Here is a 17,663-nt window from a genome sequence, read left to right as displayed (position 1 = left end):
CGCTCGTGCTCGTCGGCGCCGACGTCGCCGCCGGCCTCGCCGCCGCCGGGCCGCACCGCCGCTCGGGGGTCGTGCTGGTCGCCCGCCCCGGCGAGGGGCCGGACGTCTACCGCCTCGCCCTCGGCGTGGGGGCGGGTGACGTCGCCGTCCTGCCGGACGACGAGCCTTGGCTGACCGACGCGATGGCGGCGGCGGCCGAGCCCGACGACGCCCGCGGCGTCATCGTCTGCGTCACCGGCTCCCGGGGCGGCGCGGGCGCGAGCGTCCTGGCCGCCGCCCTGGCCCACCGGTCCGCGCACGACGGCCTGCGCACCCTGCTGGTCGACGGCGATCCGCTGGGCGGCGGCATCGATCTGCTGCTCGGCCTCGAAGGCCACGAGGGCGCCCGCTGGCCCGACCTCGCCCAGCGGCAGGGGCGCATCAGCGTCGCCACACTGCGCGACTCGCTGCCCAGCCACGGTGAGCTGTCGGTGCTGTCGTGGGCTAAGAGCGAGCCGGTGGCCGTCTCACCCGACTCGGTGCGCTCCCTGCTCGACTCGGCGGCGCGCGGCTTCGACCTGACCGTGGTGGACGTCCCCCGCTACCTGGGCGACATCGGCCGTCCCGCGCTGCGCGCCGCGCACACCTGCTACCTGGTCGTCCCCGCCGAGGTCCGCGCCACCGTGGCCGCCGACGTCCTGGCGGGCTTCCTGCGCCGGGAGACCTCCGACGTCCGGCTCATCGTCGGCGGCCCGCCGCCCGGCGGCCTCCATCCGGACACGGTGGCCCGGCACCTCGACCTGCCCAGCATCGGCACCCTCGACCGCGACCGGCGGGTGCCGCCCGCCCTCGAACAGGGCGGACTGTCCCGAATAGCCCGCCGGGGACCTTTGCGCGACCTCTGCGACCACCTGCTGGACGCACAGTCCCTGGCCCCCACCGCCCCCACCGCGAAAGCCGCCTGACCTCGAACCCGTCCCCAAGCCCACCGCCACCACACCCACCGCCACGGCGCCGACCGCTCCGCCCCCATGGACGCCGGCCGCCCATCGGTATGCACGCCAACCAGACGAGCACCCCGACGGCTAAGGCATGCCGGGCGCGTGTGTACGTAAGGCCACGCGCGATGCCCACACGAGCACCGCACGGTGTCTAGACGAGGACACGCACGGTGCCTTCGCAAGGACACGCGGTGCCTGCACAAGGACGTCCACGGTGACGAACCAGGAGCATGCACGACGCCTGCGCGCGGTTGCCGAGTCGGCCGAGTAGTGGCTGGCCTGAGGACTGTGCGAGGCCGTGCACGGCAGACATGCGAGGTCCTCCACGACGGCTGTGAGGGGATGCATGACGCCTCCACAGCCCGTGAACAACGTCCACGCGAGGTGATGCATGGCAGCCGTCGCGATGTCGGGGAGCGGCAGCTACATGAAGTGATGCATGACGGCCGGGTCCTCGTCTTCGGGGATCGGCTCGTAAGCAGGCAGAGGCGCGCATCAGCCGGATGCGTCGGCTGCGGGACTTTAAGGTCGACAGCGCGGCCTCACCCCTCGTACACGGCGTTCGCGCGTCGAGTACCTGGCCAGGCCCGGGCTGGACGGCCGTGAAGCTTCTCATCTGGCAGCTACATGAGGTCATGCAGGCGGGCGCGTTCGGACATCCGGGCGCAGCTTCATCGACAACAGGTTCAGGAGAGAAGGAGTGGTGAGCATGAACAGCAGATTCTCCGAGGCGGTTCGCGGTCGGCTGGCCGAGGGCGGTGTCGAACCCACGGCTGGGAGGGTCGCGGCGGCCCTGCGCGCCGAAGAACGACTGCTCGGTGATCGCGAGGTGCTGGCCCTGGCCGACGAGTTACGTGCCGAGTTCGTCGGTGCCGGACCGCTGGAGCCGCTACTGCGCATTCCGGAGGTCACCGACGTGCTGGTCAATGGCCCGGAGGAGGTGTGGGTGGACGCCGGGTCCGGCCTCGTCCGGACGGCCACACGCTTCGCTGACGAGGCGACACTGCGGCGCCTCGCCCAACGCCTCACCGCCGCTGCGGGCCGCCGGTTGGACGACGCGTCTCCGTACGCTGACGCGCGCCTGCCGGGCGGGGTTCGCCTTCACGCCGTCCTGCCGCCGGTCGCCCCGACCGGTACGTGCCTGTCCCTGCGTCTTCCGCGCCGTCGCGCGTTCACCTTGGACGAGCTCGTCGCCACCGAGACGATTCCCCCTGCTGGAGCGGCTCTTCTGTCCGCCCTGGTCAAGGCCCGTGCGGCATTCCTCATCAGCGGAGGCACCGGTACGGGCAAGACGACCCTCCTGAGCTGCCTGCTCGGCCTGGCAGGGCGGTCCGAACGCCTTCTGCTGGTCGAGGACTCCGCCGAGCTGAGCCCTGACCACCCGCATGTCGTCCGGCTGGAAACACGACCGCCGAACGTCGAGGGCGCGGGAGGCGTGACGCTGCACCAGCTCGTCCGGCAGGGTCTGCGCATGCGTCCCGACCGTCTGGTCGTGGGCGAGGTTCGCGGCGCCGAGGTCGTCGATCTTCTGGGTGCTTTGAACACCGGACACGAGGGTGGCTGCGGCACTCTGCACGCGAATGCCGCCACGGACGTCCCCGCCCGTCTCGAAGCCCTGGCGTGCGCCGCCGGTTTGAGCCGCGAAGCCGTCCACAGCCAGCTGGCCGCCGCTCTGGACGTGGTCGTCCACCTGGTCAGAACCTCAGGGACCGGTAAACGCCGCGTGGCCGAGGTCTGCCTGTTGCGGCGAGCCTCCGACGGGCTGGTCACCGCGGTGCCAGCGGTGAACTTCGCGCCGGACGGCACGCTGGAGCCGGCCGACGCGGCCCCTGCCCTTTCCCGCCTGCTTCACCCGCATTGGCCGCTGCCATGGTGACCGCGGCGATGATCTGCGCGGCCTTGGCGGGGTGGCTGCTCTATGGCCCGTCGCAGGCGGCCGTCCGACTACGACGGGCCTTACCGCCGCCTGCCGAGGTTTCTCCTCTCTCCAGTCTGCTCCAGCGGGTGGCCACGCTCCACGCCAATGTGCTGGACAAACGCCGGGCGCCAGCCCGTTGGAGGGCCTCCGCGGTCGAACTCTGCGAGGGCATGGCCGCCGAACTCACCGCCGGCAGGTCGCCCGAGGAAGCGTTCTCCGCCACAGCCGCCGTCCTGAGCCCGCCCATCGCCAAAGCCCTTCGAGCGCCGCCGCACCACGACGCGATCAAGCACCTCGATGTGGTGGCCGCTACCCAGGCCGGCGCGGAATCGCTGCGCCTCCTGGCAGCGACCTGGCGCTTGGGAGCCGAGCGAGGCGGCACCCTGGCCACCGTCCTGGACGGCCTGGCCGCAGCTCTTCGCGATGAAGAGACCCAACGTCAGGAAATCGCCGTCCACCTGGCCGCACCGAGAGCAACGGCCCGCCTCCTGGCGGTCCTCCCGCTCCTTGGCCTGGCCATGGCCGCCGCGCTGGGAACCAACCCGCTTCCGTTCCTCCTCACCACCGGTCCGGGACTGGCCTGCCTGGCTTCCGCCTTGGCCTTGGACGCCACCGGCCTCTGGTGGACCCAGTACCTGGCCACCAAAGCCGCTCACCCTTGACCGCTGCACCTCGGCGCACGGGCCCAAGCTTCACGTACCTGGCTTGACGCCTGCCGCCCGACGGTACGTGCCGAACAGAAGCATCGTGCCGCTGCCCGCGATCACCACGACCGACGAAGCCATCGCTACGTGAACCGGCTCCTCAGCAGGCTCTCCGTACTCAGCGAGGCATCCCGAGCAGCCGAGCATGGGCACGGAACGCTGGCTGGGAAGCCGTCCAACTGGAGCAGCTGCACGCAGCGGTTCTTTGCCTTCGTCCCTCTGGAGCGGCCGTGCTCAGGAGATCGGCTGAGCCAGCGCAGGAGGTGTGCGGACCCAGGCGACCTGGTTCGTGACGTCGCGCGGCTTGTCCACGGTCGGGAGTTTCCCTCGCGGGGATCGCCGCCGAACGCGCCGCAGGCGCGCCTGCGGCGTTCGGCGGCCCGGCGGTGGTGGCGCAGGCATGGCGGCGGTCGGTTAGGGAGGAACGGCCGTTGCGGGGCCAAGCTGCAAGCCAGGCGTCCCCCGGTTCCGCCGTTCTCGACAGCATCCTCAGCTGTCCAGCGAGAGGATTCTGCTGGCAGGGCTGGTGCCGTGCTTCCCTTCGTGGGCCTGCCCGAACACGCACGTTGGAAGGAGCGGGGAGTCTTTCGGGAGACGACACCGCGCGGTGCCGCACGAGAGTGGGGGGCGCGGGCGTCATGAAGGGAAGTGAGCGCCCCGATTGGTCACGGCCTGCTGCTGCAGCGCAGGTGATGTCGGGTGCGGGCCACGTGGTGTGACGCCGGGCCGGCCCGCAGCGTGCTCGGCCCCCACCGCAAGGTGCGCGCTGCAGCGCGGGTGGCGCTGGGCGAGGGCCACGTGGTGTGACGCCGGGTCGGCCCGCAGCGTGCTCTCGGCCCGTGCTGCAAGGTGCGCGCTACAGCCCGGGTGGCGCTGAGTGAGGGCCACGTGGTGCGAGGCCGAGCCGGCCCGCAGTGTGCTCGGCCTGCGCTGCAAGGTGCGCGCTGTAGCGCGGGTGGTGCTGGGCGAAGGCCATGTAGGGCGACGCAGGGTCGGCCCGCGATGCGGACGGGCACGCGCTCCACGGTGCGGTGCGGACGGCACGCGCCGTGGGCGATTCCTCGGGTCCTGCTGGTGACTGGGAGCGCGTCAGATGTCGGACGCCTGGGGCGTACGAGTCGATTACTACGTTGTTCAGGAGTGCACATGCTGTGGACGGCAGTTCTCTGCTTCGCCATCTGCGCGTATCTGGCCACGAAACCGGCCCGGTCGGCGGCTCGACGGCTGGATGCCGTCGAGGCTCAAGACGAAGCGCAGAGTCAGAGGGACGGGCCGCCGACCGGCCGGAGAGGCCTACGGGGCAGGCTTTGGCTCCGCAAGCCGGGGCGATCTTCGATTGGCACGCTGGTGTCGTCCCCTGGAGCTGCCAGAAGTGCAGTCAGTGGGACGGCCGGTGGTGTCCGACTTCGTCGCCCCTCGTCTCATCCGGTTCGCGTTTCGGCTGGTGACGGTGGGGCTCGTGGCGCTCCGTTCGAGCGGCTGGCAGGTAGGGCTGGCGGAGGTTCGTGGGGGACACGCGCCTCCTCCGTGGGGTCGGTCGGGCGCGAGGGGCTTGGGCCGAGCGGGGTGGGGCAGAACCGCGGGCTTCGGCGACTGGTCGCTGGGATGGGAAGAAGCAGCACCCCGCCCTCCTCGGCAGCGACCAGGTCAGCACGTGGTGAACCCGCGTCGGTGGATGGTGGGCGTGAGTTGCTGCTGCGGGTTGCGGCCGGCCTCGTGCCTGGTCTGGTCGCGGTCTGGGTGATCGGGGGCTCGGGCGGATGGATCGTCGGAGCGGTCGTGGCCGTGTTGCTCACGAAGTGGTCGGCGAACCTGGGCAAGGGTGAGGATCGGGAGCGGCGGAGTCGCATCGTCCTCGAGCTTCCGGTGACCGTGGACCTCCTGGCCGCCTGCCTCAGAGGCGGGATGCCGTGGGACGAGTCGGTCGAGGCCGTGGCGTCCACGATCGGCGGGCCGCTGGGTGAGGAGCTCAGTGCGGTCTCCGTCCAGATACGCCTTGGGGCGGATCCGGTGCGCGCATGGCTTGACCTGGGCGAACGTCAGCCAGCGTTGGCACCGTTGGCGCGGACCGCGATTCGCGCGTCGCGTAGCGGAACGGCGCTGGCCGTCTCGCTGGGCCGCCTCGCACAGGAACAGCGGCGGACGGCGAGGACGGCGGCCGCCTCGCGAGCGCGTTCGGCGGGTATTCGAGCGTTGATGCCGTTGGGCTTGTGTTTCCTGCCGGCTTTCGTGTTGCTGGGGATCGTCCCGGCCATTGTTGGGATCGCGTCCTCGATGACGCTCCCTTGGTGAATCAGTGCAATTCTCACGCGGGGCTGGAACCTGTCCCTCCAAGAGGTGATTTCTACGGGCGCCGGTGTTTCCTCCCGCCAGGAGATGGCGCGGAACATGCCTCACAACTTGCCGTTTTCGCGGCGGACAGAAGCGGGTGCACGGTCGCAACAGCTCGGGTTAGTGCTTGCCCAGGGAGGGTGAACATCGCTTGACCTGGGAATTTGCTGCCGGGCCTTCCGGAGGGGAGGGAGTTATCCACAGTTCGGCGGTCGGCTTGGGGGCCAGGACGTGAGGTAGCAGGCTGGTTGCAGGGCGTGAAGAGCCCGGACCGAAGGGAGCATCATGAGAAGCATCGCTTGGACGATCCGGCGTCGGTGGGACGTTGCCGGCGACGCGGGCATGTCCACCGCCGAGTACGCCGTGGGCACGATCGCCGCGACCGCCTTCGCGGGTCTGCTGTACAAGATCGTCACCAGCTCGGAAGTCCAGAAGGCGCTCTTAGGGATCATCCAGCGCGCACTGCAACTGGCGCAGTGACCATGCGGTGGCGGCGCGACCACGGCATGGCCACCGCGGAGATCGCGGTCGCGCTGCCCGCGCTGGTCCTCGTCACGGTGCTCGCGCTGTGGGCGGTGGCGGTCGCGTCCACCCACCTGACCTGTGTGGACGCGGCTCGCGCCGGGGCCCGTGCCGCCGCGCGCGGGGAGTCTCTCGACGCCGTCCAGGCGCTCGTCGCCCGGTCGGCTCCCCGAGGGGCGGTGGTGGCCGTGCGACGCGACGCCGCCGGTGTCCAGGTGACGGTGTCGACGACCGTCCGCCCTCCGGCGCTGACGGGCCTGCCAGCCCTGGACGTACGCGCCCACGCCGAAGCCGAGACGGAACCAGGTGTGCAGAGAACGGGGGATGAGCACACGAGCCGACCCACCTAGCCGCCGACCGCGCCGACTGCCAACCCCCGCCGGTAATAGCGATCGGCCCGGCAGGCGGCGGTGGCGTGCCGCCGGGCCGAGACGCATCCCGGCATCCGAACGAGATGGCATCCGACGCAGGGCGGCACGAGCTCGTCCGGTTGCGCCTCGGGTGGATCGCGCGGATGCGACGCGAGGTTCGGGCCCGGTCGCCGGGCAGAGTCTGGACGCCGCACAAGGCGGGGACCCGTGCGTCGGGCAGGGGGTGCTGGGGGGCGCAGGTTGGGGTGCGGAGTTAGGCCGGGGCCGGTGGTGTGTGGGAGTTAGGCCGGTGGCGTGGGGGAGTTGGGCCGGTGCGTGTGGGAGTGGGGAGCAGGTGTTGGGAGGTGGTGGTTGTGATGAAGGGCTGGGGTGAGGTTGGGAGGGGTGGTGGGTTGGTGAGTCGGCGGCGGAGGTGGGAGGGAGAAGGGGATCGGGGAGCGGGGACTGTGTGGGTCTTGGCCTTTCTCGGGGTGATCTGGGCGGTCGGGCTTGCGGCGATCGTGGTCGGGGGTGTGCGGGTCGCGCGGCATCGGGTGGAGGCGGCGGCCGATCTGGGAGCGCTGGCCGGTGCCGGGCATGTGGGGGAAGGAGAGGAGGCGGCGTGCCGGGCCGTGCGGGAGGTGGCGGCGGATTCCGGCGGACGGGTGGCGTCCTGCGCGGTGCGTGGAAGGATCGTGGAGGTCTCGACGGACGCCGTGGTGCGACTGCCGTTCGGGATTCGGGAGGTCCGGGTCGTGGCACGGGCCAGGGCTGGTCCTGCGGGACGGGACGGCGTACCCTGACGGGACTCGACTCTTGAATCAGATGTCAATAGAGGACCGGAAGGGGCGGCGCGGGCCGGAGAAGGCCAAAGCCGCAGGCTTTGTCACTCTTCCGTGACTTTTCGCTACCAAGTAGTACGTTACGCTGCCGTAAGCCCAGAGTTATCGCGTGACACGGTGGCTGCTACGGCCCCTCGCCCCTCCCGAGGCCGGACACCCCCAGACGGGCTCGGCTGCGCGGACGGTGCGGGTCCGGTCGGGTGCTGTTGGAGGTATGTGGCTGTGACGAGGATTCGCAGGATCGGCGCGATCGCTCTCGCGACGCCCCTTGCGATGGCCTTCCCCGTGTTCGGCATGCTGCCCGCCGAGGCGTCCACCGGCATCACCGCGCCCCAGAACGGCAGTGTCATCACCAGCGGGTCCCAGGTCACCGTGCGCGCGAGATACGACCTCGCTCTCAAGATGCAACTGCGGGCCAAGACGCCGACGGGTGACTCGTTCCTGACGTCCGGCGGTCTTCTCGACCACTCGCTCTCCGCGCTGTTGTCCATCGACCGCAACGGCCGTTACACCGTCTACCTCAAGGGCGGCGTGACCGGAAAGCCGTACGCGTCCAGCACCTTCACCGTGCGGATCGCGCCGTCCGCGCCGAGCGGGGTGACCGCGTCGGTCTCCGGGCGCACGCTCAAGGTCAATTGGAACCTTGGCCCCGAGGACGACCTGACCGGTTACTCGGTGCGCGCATCTGGCGGGGCTCCGAAGGTCGGCAGTGTCGGCAAGTGGTGTTCGGGTGCCAGCTGCTCGGCGTCACTTCCACTCGGGTCGGCGAGCGGGACTGCGTCGGTGCAGGTCCAAGCGCGACGGTCCAACGGGCTGGGCGGTTCGGTCTCGTCCCCCACCTCGTTGGCCACGGTTGCGATCGGCGGTGGCGGCGGCGGGAACGGCCCGAGCACCAGCGTGCCGCCGGGCACGAACGTGCCTCCGTCGGGGAACAACGGCAACTCGAACACGCCGCTCACGCCGTTCAACAACCAGTCGCCGGTCAACCTGCCGCCCGTGCAGCCGTCCGACGCGGCTCCCGGGTTCACGTATCCGACTCCCCAGGTCGCGTCCAGCCAGTCCCCGAAGGCGATGAACGCCGCCGCGTCCACCGAGCTGCAGTGGGCTCGGAGCATCGGCATCGCGCTGGTGCTGCTCGTCGTCGCCGCCCACCTGGGAACTTGGACGCGTCGTCTGCGCACCGCCCAGGCCGGAGTGAGCGACAAGGGCATGGCAGCTCGCCTGGCCCGCGCCGGATCGGCGCGCAGCCGCGTCCGTAACGCCAAGCAGCACATCGCTCAGGCGGAGGCGATGGCGAAGACCGCCGTCCTCCCTGCGACGGGTGCGGCAGCGTCGGCAGTGTCCGCCGAAGGTACGGCGACCGCTGGTGGTGGTTCGGCAGTTCCCGGTGCCGGGAAGGTGCCCGCCGGCGGGGTTGCGGCAGCGGCTGGCGCTGGCAAGGCGACCGTTGGCGATGGTGCGGCGGCGGCTGGGACCAGCAAGGTGACCCCTGGCGGAGTTGCGGCGGCGGCAGGCATGGGCAAGGCGACTCCTGGTGCTGGCAAGGCCACCGCCGGCAGCAGCGCAGCGGCCGCTGGCACCAGCACGGCGACTGCGGGTGTGGCGAGCTTGGGCGCGAAGAACGCAGGGAAGAAGAACGCAGGCGCTGCTGGTGCGGGTGTGATTCCCCCTGGCGGTGGCGTTGCGCCTGGTGGCCCGGCGGGTGCGGATGCCGGTGCTGCCGACGGCGGGGACGCGCCGAAGGGACAGGGGCGGGCTTCGAGCGTTGTGCAGGGGGCTGCTGCCAAGCCTGGTCCGCGTCGGTCGTCTCGTCGTCCGGCTCGGCTCGGCAAGCGTCCGGGCGGCGTCGATGTCCGCATCGCCGACGAGCGGGAAGACGGTGTGAGCGGCCCTCTTTCCGGTGAGTCCGGCCGCAAGGCGGCTGTGGATTCGCCCGGTGGTCTCCTGGGTTCCCAGGACGAGACGTCTGGTGTTTCGCCGGTCGGCGCGTCGAGTGGTTCGACCGGTGGGTCTGGGGTCAAGGCTCCTGCGGGATCGCCCGGTGGTCTGTTGAGTTCGCGGGACGAGACGTCCGGTGCGTCGGTTGGTGCGTCTAGCGGTTCGACCGGTGACCTGGCGGCTCAGGAGGGCAAGGCTTCCGGCACGCGGACGATGAGGCAGCGGGACATCTTCAGCATTCCGTCGGCCGTCGATGGCGTGTCCGAGATGTCCGAGTCGTCGTCGAACGATGCCTCGGCTCCGGAGGACGAGGCAAAGGGACGCCGCGCGGGGCGCGGTCGGCGTCGGAGGAAGTAGCCCGCTTAGGAAGGCACCGCTACGGCGGTGGTTGGACGCCGCGCGCGTGGCCTGCGCGATCCGCAAGCGAGCTGGCGTATGCGGAAGCAGCTTGTCGGCGCGAAAACAGCCTGCCGACCTTCTCCGTGACTGCCTCTAGGCCGGGGTTCACTGTCCCGGTCCACTTCACCCGGCGGGCGGGGGGAGGAGTTCGGCGAGGAGGGTCAGGGCGCCCTGCTTGTCCAGGGGGTCGTTGCCGTTGCCGCACTTCGGGGACTGGATGCAGGACGGGCAGCCGGACTCGCACTCGCAGGAGGCGATGGCATCGCGGGTCGCGGTGAGCCAGGCGCGGGCGTCGCGGTAGCCGCGTTCGGCGAAGCCGGCGCCGCCTTCGTGGCCGTCGTAGACGAAGACGGTGAGCAGGCCGGTGTCGGGGTGGACGGCGGTGGAGACCCCGCCGATGTCCCAGCGGTCGCAGGTGGCGAAGAGGGGGAGCAGGCCGATGGAGGCGTGCTCGGCGGCGTGGGCGGCTCCGGCCAGGTCCAGGTCGCCGAGGCCGTCCACCTGGTCGGCGGAGAGGGTCCACCAGACGGCGCGGGTGCGGAGGGTGCGCGGGGGCAGGTCGAGGGGTTTCTCGCCGAGCATCTCGCCGGTCTGGAGGCGGCGCATCTGGTAGGCGACGACCTGGTGGGTGACCTCGACGGTGCCGTAGTGCAGGCGGGCCTCGCCCCAGGGGGTGGAGCGGAGCTCCTCGACGATGCGGATGTCGGTGACGTCGCGCGCGGTGGTCGAGTAGTCGGGGTCGGCGGCCTGGACCAGGGCGACCGAGTCGTCCAGGTCGAGGGTCTGGACGACGAAGGACTCGCCTTGGTGCAGGTAGACGGCGCCGTCGTGGACGGTGGTGTGCGCGGACGACTCGTCCACGGTGCCGAGGAGCCGTCCGGTGGCGAGTTCGACGACCTGCACGGGGGTGCCGCCCGCGCCGCGGATGTCGGCGAGGTCGGTGGGGTTGTCGCGGCGCGTCCAGAACCAGCCGGCGGGGCGGCGCCGGAGCATGCCGCGGCGGACGAGGTCGGGCAGCAGGTCGCCGGTGGTCGGGCCGAACAGGTCCAGGTCGGCATCGGTCAGCGGGATCTCGGCGGCGGCGGCGCACAGGTGGGGGCCGAGGACGTAGGGGTTGTCCGGGTCCAGGACGGTGGCCTCGACGGGGGTGCCGAAGATCGCCTCGGGGTGGTGGACGAGGTAGGTGTCGAGCGGGTCGTCGCGGGCGACGAGGACGGCCAGCGCGGACTGCCCGGACCGTCCGGCGCGGCCGGCCTGCTGCCAGAGGGACGCGCGGGTGCCGGGCCAGCCGCAGACCAGGACGGCGTCCAGGCCCGAGACGTCCACGCCGAGTTCGAGGGCGTTCGTGCTGGCCAGGCCGACGAGTTCGCGGGAGCGCAGCGACTTCTCCAGCGCGCGGCGCTCCTCGGGCAGGTATCCGGCGCGGTAGGCGGCGACCCGGCCGGTCAGCTCGGGGGCGGCCTCCTGCAGCGCGCGCTTCGCGCCGAGCGCGACCGACTCCGCGCCGCGCCGGGACCGGACGAACGCCAGCGTCTGGACGTCCTCGACGACCAGGTCGGCGAGCAGGTCGGCGGCCTCGGCGGTGGCGGTGCGGCGGACGGGCGCGCCCTGCTCGCCGCGCAGGTCGGTCAGCGGCGGTTCCCACAGCGCGAAGGTCGCGGGGCCGCGCGGGGAGGTGTCGTCGTCCACGGCGATCACGTCCAGGCCGGTGAGGCGGGTCGCGGCGGTCGCGGGTTCGGAGGTCGTCGCGGAGGCCAGGACGAACGTGGGGGACGCGCCGTACCGGGCGCAGACGCGGCGGAGCCGGCGGATGATCTGCGCGACGTGCGAGCCGAACACGCCCCGGTAGCCGTGCGCCTCGTCGATGATCACGTAGCGGAGCCGGCGCAGGAACCCGGACCAGCGGGAATGGCCGGGCAGGATCGAGCGGTGCAGCATGTCGGGGTTGGTCAGCACGTAGTTGGCGTGCTGCCGGACCCAGCCGCGCTCGTCCCAGGGGGTGTCCCCGTCGTAGGTGGCGGCGCGCACCCGGGGCAGGTGCAGTGCCCGGACCGCCCTGAGCTGGTCGGCGGCGAGCGCCTTGGTCGGGGAGAGGTAGAGCACGGTGCCTTCGCCCACGACCCGTCCGCGCACGGCGGAGCGGTCACGGGCGGCGGCCGTCCGTCCCCGCGGCGACGTGGCGGTGCCGCGGCCCGAGGCATCGGTTTCCCGATCGCCGTCGGAAAGAGGGGAGTTCTCGCCGGCTGCGGACGCGCCGACCTCGGCGCTCCGCTTTCCGTCCTCGTGTGCTTCGTCACTAACGACTGCGGTAGAGGCCTTCTGAGTGACCTCGGCGGCGGGGTCACGCGGCCGGACCGCGCCGGTTTCGCTGACGGCGGACGCCTCGGGAATCCGCGGCGCGGGGACGGTCGGATCGGTGTGGATGGCGGCGATGGAAGGCAGGAGGTAGGCCAGCGACTTGCCCGAGGCGGTGCCGGTGGCGATGATCACAGAGTGCCCCGCGTGGGCCAGTTCGGCGGCGCGCGCCTGGTGCTCCCAGGGGGCTTCGACGCCGGCGGCGGTGAGGCGTTCGACCAGCTCTGCCGGGGCCCAGGACGGCCAGGGGGCGCGACGGCCCTGACGTGCGGGGACGCGCTGGACATGCGTGATCCGTCCACGCCGGGTGGGGTCGGCGAGGAGGCGGTCCAGGGGCGCGGGAGATCTTTGGCCGGGCATGAGGTTTTCAGTGTGCCAGCCTGGGGACAACCATTGGAACGCCCCGCCGCCGGAGGCTGATCCCCCCATGCCGTACCGGCAGATCACCAGGTCAGACGTGATGGCGCGAAGTTTCGCCCCAGTGGGCGATAACCTGCCTGTAGGGCGGCGGAGCGTGGTTGAATCTCGACGGAGTTCCGTCGTTCCGAAACCGGCCGTATCCGGGGGATCGGGGCGTGCGGAGTGCAAGTTTTTGCTGCACGGCGCTGGAGGACCTGTGGACCTGAAGGTGAACGACTACACCACCGATGACGGCCTGACCGTCATCACCGTGGAAGGCGAGATCGACGTCTACACGGCCCCCAAGCTTCGCGAGAAGCTGATCGACCTGGTGAACAAGGGCAAGTTCCACCTGCTGGTGGACATGGAGAAGGTCGAGTTCCTCGACTCGACCGGTCTCGGGGTCCTGGTCGGCGGCCTGAAGCGGGTGCGTGCGCACGACGGCTCGCTCGAGCTGGTCTGCACCCAGGAGCGGATCCTGAAGATCTTCCGTATCACCGGGCTCACCAAGGTCTTCGGGATCCACAAGACGATCGCCGAGGCCGAGGAGAAGCGCAAGGGCGCCAAGTAGGCGGCCTGACAGAGAGATGGCGACCGTCGAACTCTCTTTCAGCGCGCTCCCCGTCCACGTCCGGACGGCCCGTCTGATCGTGACCGCCGTGGCCCGGCGCAGCGGCGTCGACGAGGCGATCATGGACGAGGTCCGGCTTGCGGTCGGGGAGGCGTGCTCGCGGGCGGTGGAGGCACACCGTTCGCACTGTCCCGATGAACCGGTGCGACTCGAACTGAGCGATGCCGACCACCGCTTCCAGGTGATCGTCAGCGACTCGGTTCCGGCGGACGAGGCGGAGGGTGGACCGCCCTCGGCGCCGCGCCCGGACGACTCCCTGGAGCTGGCCTTGGCGGGGGACGCCGACCTGGGGCTCGCCGTCATCGCCGGGCTGGCCGATGACGTGGAGATCTCCAACTCCCCCAAGGGCGTCCAGATCCGGATGAGCTGGCCGGCCGACCGGCCCGCGGTTCCGGCGAGCTGACCCGCGGCCTCCCCCCGGAGCGGATCGGCTGTCAGCACATGACGCAAGGCCCCGTCCCACGAATGGGACGGGGCCTTCTGCCGTGCTCCCCTCGATACGCCTACGGCTTGGGACGAGTGGACTAGGGGCTGGTCAGGGCCTCCGTCGGGGGGAGGCGGGCGGCCCGCAGGGCCGGGTAGAGGCCCGCGATGGCCCCGATGAGGAGGGTGGCGGCGAGGCCGCCCGCCATCGCCCAGGGCGGGACGACCGTGGGCCAGTGCTGCGCGACCGCGAAGCCGAAGGTGACCAGCGCGCCGAGCGCCACCCCGCCGATCCCGCCGAGCGCGGCCAGCAGCTGCGACTCGGTGAGGAACTGCAGCCTGATCTGGCCCCGCGTCGCCCCGAGGGCGCGGCGCAGCCCGATCTCGGCGCGGCGCTCCAGGACGGAGATCACCATCGTGTTCGCCACGCCGACGCCTCCCACGAGCAGCGCGACGCCGCCGAGGCCGAGCAGCAGCGCCGTGAAGGTTTGGTTCGCGGCGTGCTCGGCGGCCAGCGCGTCCGAGGGGCGGGAGACCTGGATCTCGTTCGGCGACTCGGGGTTGGCGGTCGCGGCGAGCAGGTCCCGGACGCGTTCGACGGCGCCCTTGGCGGCCCGGGTGTAGACGGTCGTGGCGTGCCCGTCGAACCCGAGCCGGGACACCGCGGCGTCCCAGCCGACCAGTGCGGAGGAGTCCAGTTCGGGCGCGAGCGCGTTCGGCGTGAGGACGCCGACGACGGTGAACCACCGGCCGCCCAGCCACACCTGGACGCCGGGGCCGGTCACGCCGAGCCGGTCGGCGGCGGCGGACCCGAGCACGACCGCCGGGTAGCGGCCGGTCGCGGCGTTCAGCCAGGCGCCCGAGCGCATGCCGAGGCCGACCGTGCCGGGGAGCTTCAGATCGGCCGCGAGGACGGAGATCCCGCCGGTCTCCTCCGCGTCGATGTGGTCGTTGCGGTAGACGTGCGCGTCGGTGACCTTGCCGGTCGCGGAGGCGGACGTCACCTCCGGCATCCGCGCGATCATGCCGGGGGCGGCGAACGGGAGCTGGGCGTTTCCGCCGAGGAAGTCCTGGCCGGGCGCGACGGTCAGCAGGTTGGTGCCGAGGCGGTCCAGGGTGGCCTGGAGCTGCGCCCGGCTGGACGTGGAGATCCCGACGACACCGATCATGGCGGCGATCCCGATCGCGATGCCCAGCGCGGACAGCACGACCCGCAGCGGCCGGGTCCGCAGCCCGGCCGCGCCGACCCGCAGCACGTCCCGCGCGCCGAGCCGTCCCGCCCGGTCCACCCGGTGCCCGCGCGCCGGCCGCCTTCCGCGCTCGGGGCGCGGGGTGCCCTCTGGGGTCGGATCGCGGGTCTCCTCGGACGGGCGGGCGCCGCCGGTGCGGCGGCGGAAGGGGAGGGAGAGGCGTGCCGGGCGCCGACCCGGCGCTTCGGGGGCGGTCATGCGGGGGGCTCCGCGGTGTCGTGGACGACGCGTCCGTCCCGCATGGTGACGCGGCGGGGGATCTGGGCGGCGATGTCGCGGTCGTGGGTGATGAGGACGACGGTCGTGCCGCCGCCGGACAGTTCGCGGAGCAGGTTCAGCACGACCGTCCCGGACGCGGAGTCGAGGGCGCCCGTGGGTTCGTCGGCGAGCAGCAGTCCCGGTTCGCCGACGACGGCGCGGGCGATCGCGACGCGCTGCTTCTCGCCGCCGGAGAGCTGGTGCGGACGGTGCCCGAGCCGGTGGCCGAGGCCGACGCGTTCCAGCGCCTCGCGGGCCCGCGCGCGGCGGCGGGCCATCGGGACGCCCGCGTACAGCAGGCCGTCGGCGACGTTGTCCACCGCCGGGACGCCCGCCGCGAGGTGGAACTGCTGGAACACGAACCCGATGCGCCGGGCGCGCAGCGCCGACAGCCGCCGGTCGGACAGCCGCGACACGTCCAGGCCCTCGAACAGGACCGTCCCCGAACCCGGGAGGTCGAGCGTGCCGAGCAGGTTCAGCATCGTGGACTTGCCCGACCCGGACGGCCCGACCACGGCGACGAACTCGCCCGGCGCGATCGTGAGCGACACGGCGTCCAGCGCGGTCACGCCGCCGGGATAGGACTTGGTGACCTCGCGCAGCTCGACGACCGCGAAGCCCGACGCGTCGTGCGCGAGCCCCGGGTGCTCGGGCCGGGTGGTCGTGGTGAGGGTCTCCTCGGGGTGGCTCATGTGGGCACCACCACCTTGGTGCCCTCGGCGACGCCCGAGCCGGTGATCTCGACCTGGCCCTGGGCGAACACGCCGGTGTCGACCTTGACCGTCCGGACGGCCGTGGACGTTCCGGAGACCACCTGCACGCCGTAGCCGCCGCCCGGCAGGGCGACGAGCGCGCCGACCGGGACGGCCAGCACGGACGCGTGCTTCGACGCGGTGAGGTAGACGTCCACCGGAGCCTTGTCGTAGGAGCCGAGGGCGCGCTGCCGCCCGACCTCGACGGTGACCTTGACCGTGGTCGGCTGGTCGGACCTGCCCTGCGTGGCGACCTTGCCGACCTCGCTGATCGTGCCCTTGGTCGAGCCGCCGTCGGGGAGGTCGATGGAGACGGACGCGCCGGTCTTGGCGAGCTTCTGGTACTTGACGTCGAGCGCGACGGTGACGACCCGGGTGGTGCCGGTGTAGGTGAGGACCGGCCCGGAGGCGCGGTCGCCGACCTGCGCGCGGCGGTCGGCGACGCGGATCTCGTCCCGAGCGACGACGGCGGTGCCGGGGGCGACCTCTCCGGTCTCGTCCATGCCCATGTCGTCCTGCCAGCGCTTGACGGCGTCGGCGGTGGCCGAGGTGTACTCCTTGTCCACTTCGAACCCGTCGTAGCCGAGCGCGGCGAGGTTCCGTTCGAGCTGGAGGACGTCCGTGCCCGACAGGCCCGGCTTGAGCGTGCGGTAGAGCGGGATCTTGCCGTAGAGCAGCGGCACCGGGCGGTTGTCCACACGGTAGGCGGGCTCGCCGCGTCCGATCTTCTTGCCCAGGGACGGCAGCCAGGTGATCGTCCCGCCGGACGAGCCCCCGCCGCCCCGCGACGAGCCGCCGGGCGAACCGTTCGCCGCCGCCGACAGGGTGGTGGTGTCGCCGTAGCCGAGGCTGCCGTCGACCTTCTGCGTCTCGGTCAGCGTCGTCCGCTCGACGGCGGCGGTCGCGGCGACGTGCGGTCCGGTGGACGTCCCGGAGCCGCTCCCGCCGCCGAGGCCGGCCGTGGCGAGGCCCGCGCCCCCCACGGCCGCGAGGGCGAGGACGCCGAGGACGACCGCGCGGGAACGCCTCACTTGAACCCTCCGGGCTGGAACTGCTTGCACGCCTCCTGCGCGGCCTTGAGCTTCGGGTCGTCCTGGGGGTTGAAGGTGCTCTTGGCCTGTCCGGGAGGCGCGCTCATCTTCATCCGGATGCCGCCGTCCGGGCCGGGGTCCTCCATGTTGACTCCGTGCTCGCGCATGCACCGGGCCAGCTTGCGCAGCTTCTCCTGGTCCTGCGGGCTGGCCTTGCGCGGCTTTCCGCCGTCTGGCATGAGGTGCCTGCAGGCCTTCTGCGCGGCCTTCATCTGCTCTTCGCCGTTCGCGCCGCCGTTCGCGCCGGCCGTCTGCTGGACCATGACCCGTCCGTCGCCGTCCGGGTCCTTCATGTCGACGCCGTGCTCGCGCATGCACTTGGCGAAGTCGCGCATCCTGGTCGCCTGGTCGGCCTTCTTGGTCGACTCGGCGGCGAGCTTGTCGCCCGAGCCGCCGCCTCCGCAGGCCGCGAGGCCGAAGGCCAGGACGGGCGCCAGCAGCAGGCCGGCGATCCGCGGGTTCCTCATGGTGGTCTCCTCGTCCGTGCCGGGGTGCTCCCGGCGGTCGACGAGAAGTCCAG

General features: G+C 72.0%; 15 protein-coding genes. 10 read left to right on the top strand and 5 right to left on the bottom strand.

Annotation, left to right across the window (positions count from 1 at the left end):
• The 8 genes from ssd to AB0J52_RS01680 form a co-directional block, all read left to right on the top strand.
• On the top strand, window positions 1-944 hold a 944-nt coding region (gene ssd, locus AB0J52_RS01715), incomplete at its 5' end, for a septum site-determining protein Ssd (protein ID WP_500179621.1).
• A 745-nt stretch (window positions 945-1,689) separates the two neighbouring features.
• Window positions 1,690-2,856 (top strand): TadA family conjugal transfer-associated ATPase, encoded by a 1,167-nt coding sequence (locus AB0J52_RS01710; protein ID WP_500179620.1) that lies wholly within the window; start codon window positions 1,690-1,692, stop codon window positions 2,854-2,856.
• A 128-nt stretch (window positions 2,857-2,984) separates the two neighbouring features.
• Window positions 2,985-3,560 carry a type II secretion system F family protein gene (locus AB0J52_RS01705; RefSeq protein ID WP_500179619.1) on the top strand — a complete coding sequence of 192 codons (576 nt, stop codon included), beginning with the start codon at window positions 2,985-2,987 and terminating at the stop codon, window positions 3,558-3,560.
• A 1,731-nt stretch (window positions 3,561-5,291) separates the two neighbouring features.
• The gene (locus tag AB0J52_RS01700; protein WP_500179618.1) at window positions 5,292-5,894 is read left to right on the top strand and encodes a type II secretion system F family protein; all 603 of its coding nucleotides are present in this window, start codon (window positions 5,292-5,294) and stop codon (window positions 5,892-5,894) included.
• Window positions 5,895-6,218: 324 nt separating this feature from the next.
• Complete coding sequence (locus AB0J52_RS01695) at window positions 6,219-6,413, top strand: DUF4244 domain-containing protein (RefSeq protein WP_500179617.1); 195 nt, start codon at window positions 6,219-6,221, stop codon at window positions 6,411-6,413.
• A gap of 2 nt (window positions 6,414-6,415) precedes the next feature.
• Complete coding sequence (locus tag AB0J52_RS01690; protein ID WP_500179624.1) at window positions 6,416-6,805, top strand: TadE family type IV pilus minor pilin; 390 nt, start codon at window positions 6,416-6,418, stop codon at window positions 6,803-6,805.
• A 377-nt stretch (window positions 6,806-7,182) separates the two neighbouring features.
• Window positions 7,183-7,608 carry an Rv3654c family TadE-like protein gene (locus AB0J52_RS01685; protein WP_500179623.1) on the top strand — a complete coding sequence of 142 codons (426 nt, stop codon included), beginning with the start codon at window positions 7,183-7,185 and terminating at the stop codon, window positions 7,606-7,608.
• Window positions 7,609-7,869: 261 nt separating this feature from the next.
• Entirely contained in the window at window positions 7,870-9,942 is a 2,073-nt protein-coding gene (locus AB0J52_RS01680) for a hypothetical protein (RefSeq protein WP_500179616.1), read from the top strand.
• Between the two features lie 165 nt (window positions 9,943-10,107).
• On the opposite strand, the gene AB0J52_RS01675 is transcribed toward AB0J52_RS01680, so the two are convergent.
• The gene (locus AB0J52_RS01675) at window positions 10,108-12,699 is read right to left on the bottom strand and encodes a DEAD/DEAH box helicase (protein ID WP_500179615.1); all 2,592 of its coding nucleotides are present in this window, start codon (window positions 12,697-12,699) and stop codon (window positions 10,108-10,110) included.
• Window positions 12,700-12,955: 256 nt separating this feature from the next.
• Here AB0J52_RS01675 and AB0J52_RS01670 point away from each other — a divergent pair, with 256 nt between their 5' ends.
• Together AB0J52_RS01670 and AB0J52_RS01665 are read left to right on the top strand one after the other, a co-directional pair.
• The gene (locus AB0J52_RS01670; RefSeq protein ID WP_026412268.1) at window positions 12,956-13,309 is read left to right on the top strand and encodes an STAS domain-containing protein; all 354 of its coding nucleotides are present in this window, start codon (window positions 12,956-12,958) and stop codon (window positions 13,307-13,309) included.
• A gap of 16 nt (window positions 13,310-13,325) precedes the next feature.
• The gene (locus AB0J52_RS01665; protein WP_500179614.1) at window positions 13,326-13,772 is read left to right on the top strand and encodes an ATP-binding protein; all 447 of its coding nucleotides are present in this window, start codon (window positions 13,326-13,328) and stop codon (window positions 13,770-13,772) included.
• Between the two features lie 121 nt (window positions 13,773-13,893).
• Here the strand turns inward: AB0J52_RS01665 and AB0J52_RS01660 are convergent, their stop codons facing one another.
• The 4 genes from AB0J52_RS01660 to AB0J52_RS01645 are packed head-to-tail and all read right to left on the bottom strand — an operon-like array spanning window position 13,894 to window position 17,610.
• Window positions 13,894-15,240 carry an ABC transporter permease gene (locus AB0J52_RS01660; RefSeq protein ID WP_500179613.1) on the bottom strand — a complete coding sequence of 449 codons (1,347 nt, stop codon included), beginning with the start codon at window positions 15,238-15,240 and terminating at the stop codon, window positions 13,894-13,896.
• Window positions 15,237-15,992: an ABC transporter ATP-binding protein gene (locus tag AB0J52_RS01655; protein WP_500179612.1), complete on the bottom strand. Its 756-nt coding sequence runs from the start codon at window positions 15,990-15,992 to the stop codon at window positions 15,237-15,239. Before AB0J52_RS01655 ends, AB0J52_RS01660 begins: the two co-directional genes overlap by 4 nt.
• Window positions 15,989-17,083 carry a peptidoglycan-binding protein gene (locus AB0J52_RS01650; protein ID WP_500179611.1) on the bottom strand — a complete coding sequence of 365 codons (1,095 nt, stop codon included), beginning with the start codon at window positions 17,081-17,083 and terminating at the stop codon, window positions 15,989-15,991. Before AB0J52_RS01650 ends, AB0J52_RS01655 begins: the two co-directional genes overlap by 4 nt.
• Entirely contained in the window at window positions 17,080-17,610 is a 531-nt protein-coding gene (locus AB0J52_RS01645) for a hypothetical protein (RefSeq protein ID WP_500179610.1), read from the bottom strand. Before AB0J52_RS01645 ends, AB0J52_RS01650 begins: the two co-directional genes overlap by 4 nt.
• Window positions 17,611-17,663: the final 53 nt, after the last annotated feature.

The sequence above is a fragment of the Spirillospora sp. NPDC049652 genome (assembly GCF_040675125.1).
Classification (GTDB): domain Bacteria; phylum Actinomycetota; class Actinomycetes; order Streptosporangiales; family Streptosporangiaceae; genus Spirillospora.
Note: the sequence above shows the minus strand (reverse complement) of the source record. Positions and strands in the feature narration are given on the sequence as shown.